Source organism: Terrabacter sp. FW104-15G4B (assembly GCF_058790095.1).
In genome coordinates this window covers 134877-147414 of record NZ_JBYTCI010000003.1, presented here as the reverse complement: position 1 = coordinate 147414, position 12538 = coordinate 134877, and the positions used below count along the sequence as shown (strand labels likewise).

Sequence of the window (12538 nt, the reverse complement as noted above, 5' to 3'; positions counted from 1 at the left end):
CTTGAAGCCTGTGTCTGAGACACGCATTCAGGCATGCGCGATGACGGCCTCGGTGCCCTGTTCGCCCGCCCCTCGCGGACGTGACATCACTGCGGTCCAGAGCACACTTTCCGCCGGGCAACCCACCTGATCGGCCGCCACCGGGCGGTCTCCACGGATGGGGAGTGCAGGGGGGAGAACCGGTACCGACACACCCGACCTCGGGGGTCGAGGGCCGAACAGCCAAGGAGCCGTCCGCCAGGACGACTGACAACGAGCAACGTTATGGAGTAACCAGGTTGCCTACCATCAACCAGCTGGTCCGCAAGGGCCGCCAGGACAAGGCCAGCAAGGCCAAGACCCCGGCGCTGAAGGGTTCCCCCCAGCGCCGCGGTGTGTGCACCCGCGTGTACACCACCACCCCGAAGAAGCCGAACTCCGCCCTGCGCAAGGTCGCCCGCGTGCGCCTCAGCTCGGGCATCGAGGTCACGGCCTACATCCCCGGCGTGGGCCACAACCTGCAGGAGCACTCGATCGTGCTCGTGCGCGGTGGTCGTGTGAAGGACCTCCCGGGTGTGCGCTACAAGATCGTCCGCGGCACGCTCGACACCCAGGGTGTCAAGAACCGCAAGCAGGCTCGTAGCCGTTACGGCGCGAAGAAGGAGAAGAGCTGATGCCTCGTAAGGGACCCGCTCCGAAGCGCCCGCTCGTCGTCGACCCGGTCTACTCCAGCCCGCTCGTCACGCAGCTCGTCAACAAGATCCTCCTCGACGGCAAGAAGTCGATCGCGGAGACCATCGTCTACGGCGCCCTCGAGGGCGTCCGCGGCAAGACCGGCACCGACCCCGTCGCCACGCTCAAGCGCGCGCTCGACAACGTCAAGCCGGCCATGGAGGTCAAGAGCCGTCGCGTCGGTGGCGCGACCTACCAGGTGCCGATCGAGGTCAAGCCGAACCGCTCGACCACGCTCGCCCTGCGCTGGCTCGTCGGCTACTCGCGGCAGCGTCGCGAGAAGACGATGACCGAGCGCCTGATGAACGAGATCCTCGACGCCAGCAACGGCCTCGGTGCCGCTGTCAAGCGCCGCGAGGACACCCACAAGATGGCCGAGTCCAACAAGGCCTTCGCGCACTACCGCTGGTGACCAGCGGTCCGGTCGGTATGCCGGGAGCCCGCTCCACGGCATACCGACCGGGCACGCGCCCGCCCGTCACTCGACGGGCCCGGCGCCCACGATTTCACTACACGACGAATGAGACGAGAAACCTGACGTGGCACTCGACGTCCTGACGGACCTCAAGAAGGTCCGCAACATCGGCATCATGGCGCACATCGACGCTGGCAAGACCACGGTGACGGAGCGCATCCTCTTCTACACCGGTGTCAACCACAAGATCGGTGAGACCCACGACGGCGCGTCTACGACCGATTGGATGGAGCAGGAGAAGGAGCGCGGCATCACGATCACGTCTGCCGCCGTCACCTCCTTCTGGGAGGGCACCCAGGTCAACATCATCGACACCCCCGGACACGTGGACTTCACGGTCGAGGTGGAGCGCTCGCTGCGCGTCCTCGACGGTGCCGTCGCCGTGTTCGACGGCAAGGAGGGTGTCGAGCCGCAGTCCGAGACGGTGTGGCGCCAGGCCGACAAGTACGACGTGCCCCGCATCTGCTTCGTCAACAAGATGGACAAGCTCGGCGCGGACTTCTACTTCACCGTGCAGACGATCAAGGACCGCCTCGGCGCGGAGCCCCTCGTCATGCAGCTGCCGATCGGTGCCGAGAACGACTTCCTCGGTGTCATCGACCTGATCTACATGCGCGCCCTCGTGTGGCCCGGCGACGCCAAGGGCGACGTGACCATGGGTGCCAAGTACGAGATCGCCGAGATCCCTGCCGACCTGCAGGCCAAGGCCGAGGAGTACCGCACGGCCCTTGTCGAGCGCGTCGCCGAGTCCGACGACGAGCTCATGGAGAAGTACCTCGGTGGCGAGGAGCTGACCCCCGAGGAGATCAAGGGCGGCATCCGCAAGCTCACGGTCAACTCCGAGCTCTACCCGGTGTTCTGCGGCTCCGCGTTCAAGAACCGCGGCGTGCAGCCCATGCTCGACGCCGTCGTCGACTACCTCCCGTCGCCCCTCGACGTGCCCCCGATGATCGGCCACAAGCCGGGCGACGAGACCGTCGAGCTGACGCGTGCGCCGAGCAAGGACGAGCCGTTCTCGGCCCTCGCCTTCAAGGTCGCCACGCACCCGTTCTTCGGCACGCTGACGTTCATCCGCGTCTACTCGGGCCACATCAGCTCGGGCACGAGCGTCATCAACTCGACCAAGGGCCGCAAGGAGCGCATCGGGAAGCTCTTCCAGATGCACGCCAACAAGGAGAACCCCGTCGAGGAGGCCATGGCCGGCCACATCTACGCGGCCATCGGCCTGAAGGACACGACGACCGGTGACACCCTGTCGGACATCAACGAGCAGATCGTGCTCGAGTCGATGACCTTCCCCGACCCGGTGATCCAGGTCGCCATCGAGCCCAAGACCAAGGGCGACCAGGAGAAGCTCGGCACGGCCATCCAGAAGCTCTCGGCCGAGGACCCGACCTTCCAGGTGCACCACGACGAGGACACCGGCCAGACGATCATCGCCGGCATGGGCGAGCTGCACCTCGACATCCTCGTGGACCGTATGAAGCGCGAGTTCAAGGTCGAGGCCAACGTCGGCAAGCCGCAGGTGGCCTACCGCGAGACGATCCGTCGTCCCGTCCTCAAGTACGACTACACGCACAAGAAGCAGACCGGTGGCTCCGGCCAGTTCGCCAAGGTCCAGGTCAGCTTCGAGCCGCTGGGCGAGACCGAGGACGGCTCGATGTACGAGTTCGTCAACGGTGTCACCGGTGGTCGTGTCCCGCGTGAGTACATCCCGTCGGTCGACGCCGGCATCCAGGACGCCATGCAGTACGGCGTGCTCGCCGGCTACCCCCTCGTGGGCATCAAGGCGACGCTCAACGACGGCGCCTACCACGACGTCGACTCCTCGGAGATGGCGTTCAAGATCGCCGGCTCGATGGTCCTCAAGGAGGCCGTCCGCAAGGCGGACCCGGTCCTGCTCGAGCCCATGATGGCCGTCGAGGTCCGTACGCCCGAGGACTACATGGGCGACGTCATCGGTGACATCAACTCCCGCCGTGGCCAGATCCAGGGCATGGAGGACATCAGCGGCGCCAAGGTCGTCAAGGGCCTCGTCCCGCTGTCCGAGATGTTCGGCTACGTCGGCGACCTGCGCTCCAAGACGCAGGGTCGCGCGAGCTTCTCCATGGAGTTCGACTCCTACGCAGAGGTCCCCAAGGCCGTTGCCGAGGAGATCATCAAGAAGACCCGCGGGGAGTGACTACGGGCCATCCCGTAGTCTCTTCCATCGGAAACCACCCCAACAGCGCCACGTCCTGCCCTGGTCGTACGGCGTAACACGAGATAGTCCTGAGGAGGACCACAGTGGCGAAGGCAAAGTTCGAGCGGACCAAGCCGCACGTCAACATCGGCACCATCGGTCACATCGACCACGGCAAGACGACGCTGACGGCTGCGATTTCCAAGGTTCTGCACGACAAGTACCCCGACCTGAACCCCCAGTTCGCGTTCGAGGACATCGACAAGGCTCCCGAGGAGCGCCAGCGCGGTATCACCATCTCCATCGCGCACATCGAGTACCAGACGGAGGGTCGTCACTACGCCCACGTCGACTGCCCGGGCCACGCTGACTACGTGAAGAACATGATCACGGGTGCGGCTCAGATGGACGGCGCGATCCTCGTGGTCGCCGCCACCGACGGCCCCATGCCGCAGACGAAGGAGCACGTCCTCCTGGCCCGCCAGGTCGGCGTTCCCTACATCGTCGTGGCGCTCAACAAGGCCGACATGGTCGACGACGAGGAGATCCTCGAGCTCGTCGAGATGGAGGTCCGTGAGCTCCTGTCGCAGTACGAGTTCCCGGGCGACGACCTTCCGGTCGTGCAGGTCTCGGCGCTCAAGGCGCTCGAGGGCGACGAGAAGTGGGGCCAGTCGGTCCTCGACCTCATGGACGCCGTCGACAACTCCATCCCGGAGCCCGAGCGCGACGTCGACAAGCCGTTCCTCATGCCCGTCGAGGACGTCTTCACGATCACCGGTCGTGGCACCGTCGTCACCGGCCGTATCGAGCGCGGCATCCTCAAGGTCAACGAGGAGGTCGAGATCGTCGGCATCCACACCGGCCCGCCGGCCAAGACCACCGTCACCGGTGTCGAGATGTTCCGCAAGCTGCTCGACGAGGGTCGTGCCGGCGAGAACGTCGGCCTGCTCCTTCGTGGCACCAAGCGCGAGGACGTCGAGCGCGGCCAGGTCGTCGTCAAGCCGGGCTCGATCACCCCGCACACGGACTTCGAGGCTCAGGTCTACATCCTGTCGAAGGACGAGGGCGGCCGTCACACGCCGTTCTACGACAACTACCGTCCGCAGTTCTACTTCCGCACCACGGACGTGACGGGTGTCGTGCACCTGCCCGAGGGCACCGAGATGGTCATGCCCGGCGACAACACCGACATGACGGTCGAGCTCATCCAGCCGATCGCCATGGAGGACGGCCTCAAGTTCGCCATCCGTGAGGGTGGCCGCACGGTCGGCGCCGGTCGCGTCACGAAGATCATCAAGTGATCTGACGCTGCACCTGCAGCACAGCTTCACCTGCAGTACCGGTAGGGCCCGTTCCGCTTCGGCGGGGCGGGCCCTTCCGCATACCCACGCGAGGATGCTCGCTGCCTTTCCGGGTCGTCGCGGACGCCCGACGCGGCTCACGACGAGAGCATCGGCGGCCCCTTCCCGGGCCGCAGTTCTTTGCGTATGCCGTCAGCCGCCTCCGATGCCGCTCGCGCGGTCGCGCGCCCCGCTCCTTGGGCTCCTATGCCGCCGCCGCGCCCGGCGGCTCCGCGGCGCGCGCCGCTGTCCAGGGCGGCGCTGCGAGGGATCCATGGCTCCTCAGGGGCGGTCGAGGAGGGCTGCGGCCTGTCCCACCACCCGGATGGTGTCGATGGTGATCGGGTCGAGGACGAGCTGGAGGTGCACGGCTCCGGCTTCGGCCATGGCGTGGGCGTGGTCCGCGATGGCACCCGGGTCACCGGGCACGGGGACGACCGACGCGGCATACCCGGAGTCACCCATGAGGCGGCCCGCGCCGCCGGCGAACTGGACGTAGACGGCGGCGGTGGCAGCGACCTCTCCGGGCTCGCGACCCACGTGCGCGGCTGCGGCGTCCACGCCGGCCTTGAGGCGGGCGAACTCGGTGGGGGAGTTGGCGTAGCTGCTCCACCACGCGTTCCAGAGGTCGGCGTGCGGCAGGCCGATGCGCATCATCCGTGGCCCGGTCGAGCCGAGCATGAGGGGTGGACCTCCCGCGCGGGCCGGCGCCGGGTCGAGGACGCAGTCCCGGACGTCGTAGTAGCTGCCGTGGAAGTTGCTTCGGCCTTCCCGCAGCAAGCTGCGGACGATGGTGAAGGCCTCCTCGAAGCGACCGACGCGGTGGTCGAACGGGAAGCCGAAGGCGGCATACTCCCGCTCGTTCCAGCCGGCCCCGAGGCCGAGCACGAGCCGGCCGCCGGAGATGGCGTCCACCGTGGCGGCCATCTTGGCAAGCATCGCCGGAGCGTGGAAGCTCGTCGAGGCGACGAGCGGACCCAGCTCGACCCGGCTCGTCACGGCTGCGAGGGCCGCCAGCGACGTCCACGCCTCCCACGGCCCTCGGGTCACGCCGCCCGGGAGGTCGTAGAGCAGGTGGTCGCCGAGCCAGACGGAGTCGAGCCCGACGTCCTCCGCCGCTCGTGCCATGTCGAGGAGCTCGGGCCACTCGACCCGCCGCTCGACCTCGGGAAGCTGGACACCCAGCCGCACCGGGCGCTGCTGCGGGCTGCTCACGGGACCCCGCCACGTTGCACGCTCATGACTCGATCCTGCCTGCCCGGGCTCGCTTCGGGGATGCCGCCGCGGAGGTCATCGGGGGCGGGAGCCGCTACGAGGTCCACGAACGGCCCACAGTAGGGTCGGGAGCCATGGCGCACTCGTTCGACACCGACACCGAAGCCCAGGGCCTGATCGACTACGTCGACGCCTCACCCACTCCGTTCCACGCGTGCGAGCAGGCGGCAGCGCGGCTCGGGGCCGAGGGCTTCACCGAGGTGGTCGAGACCGAGGCCTGGCCGGCGGAGCCGGGACGGCACTTCCTGGTGCGCGGCGGCTCGCTGATCGCCTGGGACACCACCGGCGCGCACGGCGCCGGGGCGGGACCGGCAGCCGGCTTCCGGGTCGTCGGGGCGCACACCGACAGTCCGAACCTGCGCATCAAGCCCAACCCCGACCACTCGCGCGCCGGCTGGCAGCTGCTCGGGGTGGAGCCCTACGGCGGCCTGATCCTCAGCTCGTGGCTCGACCGCGACCTGGGCCTGGCCGGCAGGGTCGCTGTCCGCGGTGCGGGCGGCGTCGAGTCGCGGACCTTCCACGGACGCGACCCGCTGCTGCGTGTGGCCCAGCTCGCCATCCACCTGGACCGGAGCCAGAACGACGAGCTCAGCCTCAACAGGCAGGCGCACATGGAGCCGCTGTGGGGCGTCGGCGACGAGCCCGGCGACTTCGTCGGCTACCTCGCCGAGCAGGTCGGGGTCGATCGCGAGGACGTCCTGTCCTGGGACGTCATGACCCACCCCGTGCAGCCGTCGACGCGCCTCGGCCGCTCCCGCGAGCTCATCGCCGCCCCGCGGCTCGACAACCTCGCCACGTCGTATGCCGGTGTGCGCGCCCTGCTCGATGCCGTGGCCACCGAGCCCACCCACGTGCCGGTCCTCGTCCTCTTCGACCACGAGGAGATCGGCAGCACGTCCGAGCGCGGCGCCACCTCGACGCTGTTGCCATCGGTGCTCGAGCGGATCGTGACGGCAGGGGGCGGCACCCGTGACGACTACTGGCGGGCACTGGCCGCCACCGTCATCGCCTCGGGAGACATGGGCCACGCGACCCACCCGAACTACGCCGACCGGCACGAGCCGATGCACCAGATCCGCGTCAACGGCGGTCCAGTGCTCAAGGTCAACACCAACCTGCGCTACGCGACCGACTCGGTCGGCGCCGCCGCCTTCCGGCTGGCGTGCGAGCAGGCCGGCGTGCCCATGCAGACGTTCGTCACCCGCAGCGACCTGCCGTGCGGGTCGACCGTCGGTCCCGTCACGTCGTCGCTGACGGGCGCGACCACCGTGGACTTCGGCGCTGCCACGCTCTCGATGCACAGCACGCGCGAGCTGATGGGGGCCGAGGACCCGGCGATGTATGCCGGCGCGCTGAGCGCGTTCCTCGCCCCCGCCTGAGCGCGCCTGCGGGACATCGCGGTCGGGCCGGCCCGGCGCGCGACGCCGGCCTGGCTGGAAGGGTGCCGGCGGCATACGCCCTCGGGCTGGGGCGGGGCAGGCCACTCACGGGTGCGAGGATGAGGACGTGGACACCACGCTCGACGCGCCCACGAGGGCGACGCTCGTCTACGACGGCGACTGCGGCTTCTGCACCCGCAGCGTGCAGCTGATCCAACGCTGGGTCGACCGGCGCGGCCGCTACGACGTCCGCCCCTGGCAGGAGCTCGACCTCGTGGCCATGGGTCTGACCGAGCAGGACTGCGACCAGGCGGCTCAGTTCGTGACGCCGGACGGATCGATCCGCTCGGGACACCGGGCGGTCGCGAGCGCCGCGACCCATGGTGCGCCGGCCTGGCGACCCGTCGGGTACCTTCTCCTGGCCCCGGGGGTGTCACAGGTCGCCGCCCGTGCCTACCGCTGGATCGCCGAGCACCGCCACCAGCTGCCCGGCGCGACCATGGCCTGCGCCCGGCCAGGGGTCTCGCCCGAGGCCGGCCAGCCGGGCTGAGCCAGATGGGCCCGCGACGCGCCACGCGCGCAGTCGTGCGGGGCGGACCCGCCCCGATTTGATAGTGCGGCGGGCCCTCTGGCACACTGTTCAGGTTGCTTGACGCGCGTCGCTGACCCATGTCGGTGGCGCCGCCCCTTGAGAGCCTCCTGACGGGGACTCGCCCGGACTCCTCTCGGAGGCCCGAGGGAAGCGCAAGTTACCCGGTTCGGCCGGGCAATCCAGTTGGGAAGTGGCACTTCGGTGCGCACCTCTCGCCGCGAAGCGGGCGCGACACGCCCGACCTCGGGGGTCGGATGCCAAGGGAACCGGTAGTCAGAAGCGAGAGAGAGACGTTCATCAGATGGCGGGACAGAAGATCCGCATCCGGCTGAAGTCGTACGACCACGAGGTCATCGACAACTCGGCCCGGAAGATCGTTGACACAGTGACGCGCGCCGGCGCGACCGTGGTGGGCCCCGTGCCGCTGCCGACGGAGAAGAACGTCTTCGTCGTCATCCGGTCGCCCCACAAGTACAAGGACAGCCGCGAGCACTTCGAGATGCGCACGCACAAGCGCCTCATCGACATCATCGACCCGACGCCCAAGGCCGTCGACTCGCTGATGCGTCTCGACCTGCCGGCGGACGTCAACATCGAGATCAAGCTCTGAGGCGGCCCCCGATGACTGTTGCTCAGAAGAACGTCAAGGGCGTGCTCGGCGAGAAGCTCGGCATGACCCAGGTGTGGGACGCAGACAACAAGCTCGTCCCCGTGACCGTGGTCAAGGCCGGCCCCTGCGTCGTGACGCAGGTGCGCGCCGACGCGACCGACGGCTACTCCGCGGTCCAGATCGCCTTCGGTGCGATCGACCCGCGCAAGGTGAACAAGCCGATGACCGGGCACTTCGAGAAGGCGGGCGTCACGCCGCGCCGTCACCTCGTCGAGCTGCGCACGGCCGACGCCGGCGACTACGAGCTCGGCCAGGAGATCACGGCCGAGTCCTTCGAGGCCGGCCAGCGCGTCGACGCGACGGGCACGACCAAGGGCAAGGGCTTCGCGGGTGTCATGAAGCGCCACGGCTTCGCCGGCGTCTCCTCCTCCCACGGTGCCCACCGCAACCACCGCAAGCCGGGCTCCATCGGCGGCTGCTCGACCCCGGGCCGTGTCTTCAAGGGCATGCGCATGGCCGGTCGCATGGGTGGCGTTCGCCAGACGACCCAGAACCTCCAGATCCACGCCGTTGACGCCGAGAAGGGCCTCCTGCTCATCAAGGGCGCCGTCCCCGGCCCCCGCGGTGGCATCGTCCTGATCCGCACGGCTGCGAAGGGTGCATGATCCAGATGGCCACGAAGACCCCCACGCTTCCCGCTGACATCTTCGACGTCCAGACCAACGTCCCGCTGATCCACCAGGTCGTTGTGGCGCAGCTCGCGGCGGCCCGCCAGGGCACGCACTCGACGAAGACGCGCGGCGAGGTCCGCGGCGGTGGGCGCAAGCCCTACCGCCAGAAGGGCACCGGTCGCGCTCGTCAGGGCTCGACCCGCGCCCCGCAGTTCGCCGGCGGTGGCGTCGTCCACGGTCCGCAGCCGCGTGACTACGCGCAGCGCACCCCCAAGAAGATGAAGGCTGCCGCCCTGCGCGGAGCCCTCTCCGACCGGGCCCGCTTCGACCGCATCCACGTCGTCGACTCCATCGTCACGGGCGAGCTGCCCTCGGCGAAGGACGCCGCCGCACTGCTCGCCGGCCTGACGCAGCGCCCCAACGTGCTCGTCGTGCTCGAGCGCGGTGACGAGCTGTCGTTCAAGTCGGTCCGCAACCTGCAGAACGTCCACGTCCTGGTCGCCGACCAGCTCAACACGTACGACGTCCTGTGCGCCGACGACATCGTCTTCACCCAGGCTGCCCTCGACGCGTTCGTCGCCGGCCCCGTGAAGGCCGACAAGGCCGACAAGGAGGCCACCAAGTGAGCATCCACACCAAGGACCCGCGCGACATCCTGATCGCGCCGGTCGTCTCCGAGAAGTCGTACGGGCTGCTCGACGAGGGCAAGTACACCTTCATCGTCGACCCGCGTGCGAACAAGACGGAGATCAAGATCGCCATCGAGCAGATCTTCAACGTCAAGGTCGACAAGGTCCACACCCTGAACCGTCAGGGCAAGACCCGTCGCACCCGCTTCGGCCTCGGCAAGCGCAAGGACACCAAGCGTGCGATCGTCTCCCTCCGCGAGGGCTCGATCGACATCTTCGGTGCGGGCGCCTGAGATCGACGAAGGATAAGGACACACGAACATGGGTATCCGCAAGTACAAGCCGACAACGCCGGGCCGTCGTGGCTCGTCGGTCGCCGACTTCGTCGAGATCACGCGCTCCACTCCCGAGAAGTCGCTGGTTCGCCCCCTGTCGAAGACGGGTGGCCGCAACAACGCCGGTCGCATCACGACGCGCCACATCGGTGGCGGTCACAAGCGCGCCTACCGCGTCATCGACTTCCGTCGCCATGACAAGGACGGCGTGCCGGCCAAGGTCGCTCACATCGAGTACGACCCCAACCGCACCGCGCGCATCGCGCTCGTCCAGTACGCCGACGGCGAGAAGCGCTACATCCTGGCCCCGAACAGGCTGCGTCAGGGCGACCCGATCGAGAACGGCCCCGCGGCCGACATCAAGCCGGGCAACTCCCTTCCGCTGCGCAACATCCCCGTGGGTACGGTCGTCCACGCGATCGAGCTCAAGCCCGGTGGTGGCGCGAAGATCGCCCGCTCCGCGGGTGCTCGTGTGCAGCTCGTCGCCAAGGACGGCCCCTACGCCCAGCTGCGTATGCCGTCCGGTGAGATCCGCAACGTCGACGCGCGCTGCCGCGCCACCGTCGGCGAGGTCGGCAACGCCGAGCAGAGCAACATCAACTGGGGCAAGGCCGGCCGCATGCGCTGGAAGGGCAAGCGCCCGACCGTCCGTGGTGTCGCCATGAACCCGGTGGACCACCCGCACGGTGGTGGTGAGGGCAAGACGTCCGGTGGACGTCACCCCGTCAGCCCCTGGGGTCAGGCCGAGGGCCGCACCCGCAAGGGACACAAGGAAAGCGACAAGCTCATCGTGCGTCGCCGTCGTACTGGCAAGAAGCGCTGATAAGGAGCCTTTGGAATGCCTCGTAGCCTGAAGAAGGGCCCCTTCATCGACGACCACCTTCAGAAGAAGGTGGACGCCCAGAACGAAGCGGGCACCAAGACCGTCATCAAGACCTGGTCGCGTCGTTCGGTCATCAGCCCGGACATGCTCGGTCACACGTTCGCCGTCCACGACGGCCGCAAGCACGTCCCGGTGTTCGTCACCGAGTCGATGGTCGGCCACAAGCTCGGCGAGTTCGCACCGACCCGCACGTTCAAGGGTCACGTGAAGGACGACAAGAAGGGTCGTCGTCGCTGATGGCCATCGAATCCAAGGAAGAAGTCATGGAAGCCAAGGCTTCGGCGCGGCACGTCCGTGTCAGCCCGCAGAAGGCTCGCCGTGTCGTGGACCTGATCCGCGGCAAGGCCGCCACCGACGCCGTCACGGTGCTCACCTTCGCTCCCCAGTCGGCCTCCGAGCCGGTCAAGAAGGTGCTCGAGAGCGCCATCGCCAACGCCCGCGTCAAGGCCGACCGTGAGTCGGTCGCCTTCGACGAGCGCAACCTGGTCATCACGGCCGCGTTCGTCGACGAGGGCCCGACGATGAAGCGTTTCCGCCCGCGGGCCCAGGGCCGCGCGGGTCGCATCAACAAGCGCACGAGCCACATCACCGTGGTCGTCACCCAGCCCGAGAACAAGAAGGGAGCCCGCTGATGGGTCAGAAGGTCAACCCCCACGGCTTCCGTCTGGGCATCACGACGGACCACAAGAGCCGCTGGTTCGCCGACTCGACCAAGACGGGTCAGCGTTACCGCGACTACGTCAAGGAAGATGTCGCCATCCGTCGCCTGATGGAGAAGGGCATGGAGCGCGCCGGCATCGCCTCGGTCGAGATCGAGCGCACCCGTGACCGCGTCCGCGTCGACATCCACACCGCCCGCCCGGGCATCGTCATCGGTCGCCGCGGCGCCGAGGCCGACCGCATCCGCGGCGAGCTCGAGAAGCTCACGGGCAAGCAGGTCCAGCTGAACATCCTCGAGGTCAAGAACCCCGAGATCGTCTCCCAGCTGGTCGCCCAGGGCATCGCCGAGCAGCTCTCGGCCCGCGTGGCGTTCCGCCGTGCCATGCGCAAGGGCATGCAGTCCGCCCAGCGCGCCGGCGCCAAGGGCATCCGCGTGCAGGTCTCCGGCCGCCTCAACGGCGCCGAGATGAGCCGCACCGAGTTCTACCGCGAGGGCCGCGTCCCGCTGCACACCCTGCGTGCGCAGATCGACTACGGCTTCTACGAGGCCCGCACCACGTTCGGTCGCATCGGAGTCAAGGTGTGGATCTACAAGGGCGACATGACGGCCAAGGAGCTCGCTGCCCAGCAGGCCGCCGCTCCTCGCCCGTCGCGTGGTCCGCGTCGTGACGGCGGTGACCGTCCGAACCGCGCCCGTCGTGGTGACCGCAACGAGACCGCCGCTGCTCCGGCAGTGAACGAGACCGCTGCTGCCGAGGCCCCTGCCGCGGCCAGCACCGAGAATGAGCAGGCCTGA

Annotated in this window: 15 protein-coding genes; 14 read left to right on the top strand and 1 reads right to left on the bottom strand. The window is 68.5% G+C overall.

All coding sequences use genetic code 11. The features are described 5' to 3' along the window. Nucleotides 1-278 precede the first annotated feature (278 nt). The 4 genes from rpsL (at nucleotide 279) to tuf (ending at nucleotide 4669) form a co-directional block, all read left to right on the top strand. Nucleotides 279-653, top strand: coding sequence for a 30S ribosomal protein S12 (gene rpsL / locus AC3WRT_RS04155; protein ID WP_020143255.1), 375 nt, complete (start codon nucleotides 279-281; stop codon nucleotides 651-653). Further along, nucleotides 653-1123, top strand: coding sequence for a 30S ribosomal protein S7 (rpsG, locus tag AC3WRT_RS04150; protein ID WP_492719433.1), 471 nt, complete (start codon nucleotides 653-655; stop codon nucleotides 1121-1123). The genes rpsL and rpsG overlap by 1 nt, the downstream gene beginning before the upstream one ends. A 127-nt stretch (nucleotides 1124-1250) precedes the next feature. Beyond that, complete coding sequence (fusA, locus tag AC3WRT_RS04145; protein ID WP_492719431.1) at nucleotides 1251-3368, top strand: elongation factor G; 2118 nt, start codon at nucleotides 1251-1253, stop codon at nucleotides 3366-3368. A gap of 104 nt (nucleotides 3369-3472) precedes the next feature. Then, on the top strand, nucleotides 3473-4669 hold the full coding sequence (gene tuf / locus AC3WRT_RS04140; RefSeq protein ID WP_492719429.1) for an elongation factor Tu: 1197 nt from the start codon (nucleotides 3473-3475) through the stop codon (nucleotides 4667-4669). A gap of 321 nt (nucleotides 4670-4990) precedes the next feature. Here tuf and AC3WRT_RS04135 read toward each other — a convergent pair whose 3' ends face one another. After that, on the bottom strand, nucleotides 4991-5923 hold the full coding sequence (locus AC3WRT_RS04135) for an LLM class flavin-dependent oxidoreductase (protein WP_492719427.1): 933 nt from the start codon (nucleotides 5921-5923) through the stop codon (nucleotides 4991-4993). Nucleotides 5924-6057: 134 nt separating this feature from the next. Between AC3WRT_RS04135 and AC3WRT_RS04130 the strand changes: the two genes are divergently transcribed. The 10 genes from AC3WRT_RS04130 (at nucleotide 6058) to rpsC (ending at nucleotide 12538) form a co-directional block, all read left to right on the top strand. Beyond that, entirely contained in the window at nucleotides 6058-7362 is a 1305-nt protein-coding gene (locus AC3WRT_RS04130) for a M18 family aminopeptidase (protein ID WP_492719425.1), read from the top strand. Nucleotides 7363-7489: 127 nt separating this feature from the next. Beyond that, complete coding sequence (locus tag AC3WRT_RS04125; protein WP_492719423.1) at nucleotides 7490-7912, top strand: thiol-disulfide oxidoreductase DCC family protein; 423 nt, start codon at nucleotides 7490-7492, stop codon at nucleotides 7910-7912. Nucleotides 7913-8255: 343 nt separating this feature from the next. Beyond that, nucleotides 8256-8564, top strand: a complete 309-nt coding sequence (gene rpsJ, locus AC3WRT_RS04120) for a 30S ribosomal protein S10 (protein WP_009775966.1) — start codon at nucleotides 8256-8258, stop codon at nucleotides 8562-8564. Between the two features lie 11 nt (nucleotides 8565-8575). Next, nucleotides 8576-9229 (top strand): 50S ribosomal protein L3, encoded by a 654-nt coding sequence (gene rplC / locus AC3WRT_RS04115; protein ID WP_492719420.1) that lies wholly within the window; start codon nucleotides 8576-8578, stop codon nucleotides 9227-9229. After that, nucleotides 9226-9861, top strand: coding sequence for a 50S ribosomal protein L4 (gene rplD / locus AC3WRT_RS04110; RefSeq protein ID WP_492719418.1), 636 nt, complete (start codon nucleotides 9226-9228; stop codon nucleotides 9859-9861). The genes rplC and rplD overlap by 4 nt, the downstream gene beginning before the upstream one ends. After that, nucleotides 9858-10157: a 50S ribosomal protein L23 gene (rplW, locus tag AC3WRT_RS04105; RefSeq protein ID WP_020143242.1), complete on the top strand. Its 300-nt coding sequence runs from the start codon at nucleotides 9858-9860 to the stop codon at nucleotides 10155-10157. Before rplD ends, rplW begins: the two co-directional genes overlap by 4 nt. Before the next feature lie 28 nt (nucleotides 10158-10185). Further along, nucleotides 10186-11022, top strand: coding sequence for a 50S ribosomal protein L2 (rplB, locus tag AC3WRT_RS04100; RefSeq protein WP_492719415.1), 837 nt, complete (start codon nucleotides 10186-10188; stop codon nucleotides 11020-11022). Between the two features lie 15 nt (nucleotides 11023-11037). Further along, nucleotides 11038-11319: a 30S ribosomal protein S19 gene (gene rpsS, locus AC3WRT_RS04095; protein ID WP_141823434.1), complete on the top strand. Its 282-nt coding sequence runs from the start codon at nucleotides 11038-11040 to the stop codon at nucleotides 11317-11319. 26 nt (nucleotides 11320-11345) lie between these two features. Further along, nucleotides 11346-11714, top strand: a complete 369-nt coding sequence (rplV, locus tag AC3WRT_RS04090; RefSeq protein ID WP_142204303.1) for a 50S ribosomal protein L22 — start codon at nucleotides 11346-11348, stop codon at nucleotides 11712-11714. After that, nucleotides 11714-12538: a 30S ribosomal protein S3 gene (gene rpsC, locus AC3WRT_RS04085; protein WP_343991715.1), complete on the top strand. Its 825-nt coding sequence runs from the start codon at nucleotides 11714-11716 to the stop codon at nucleotides 12536-12538. The genes rplV and rpsC overlap by 1 nt, the downstream gene beginning before the upstream one ends.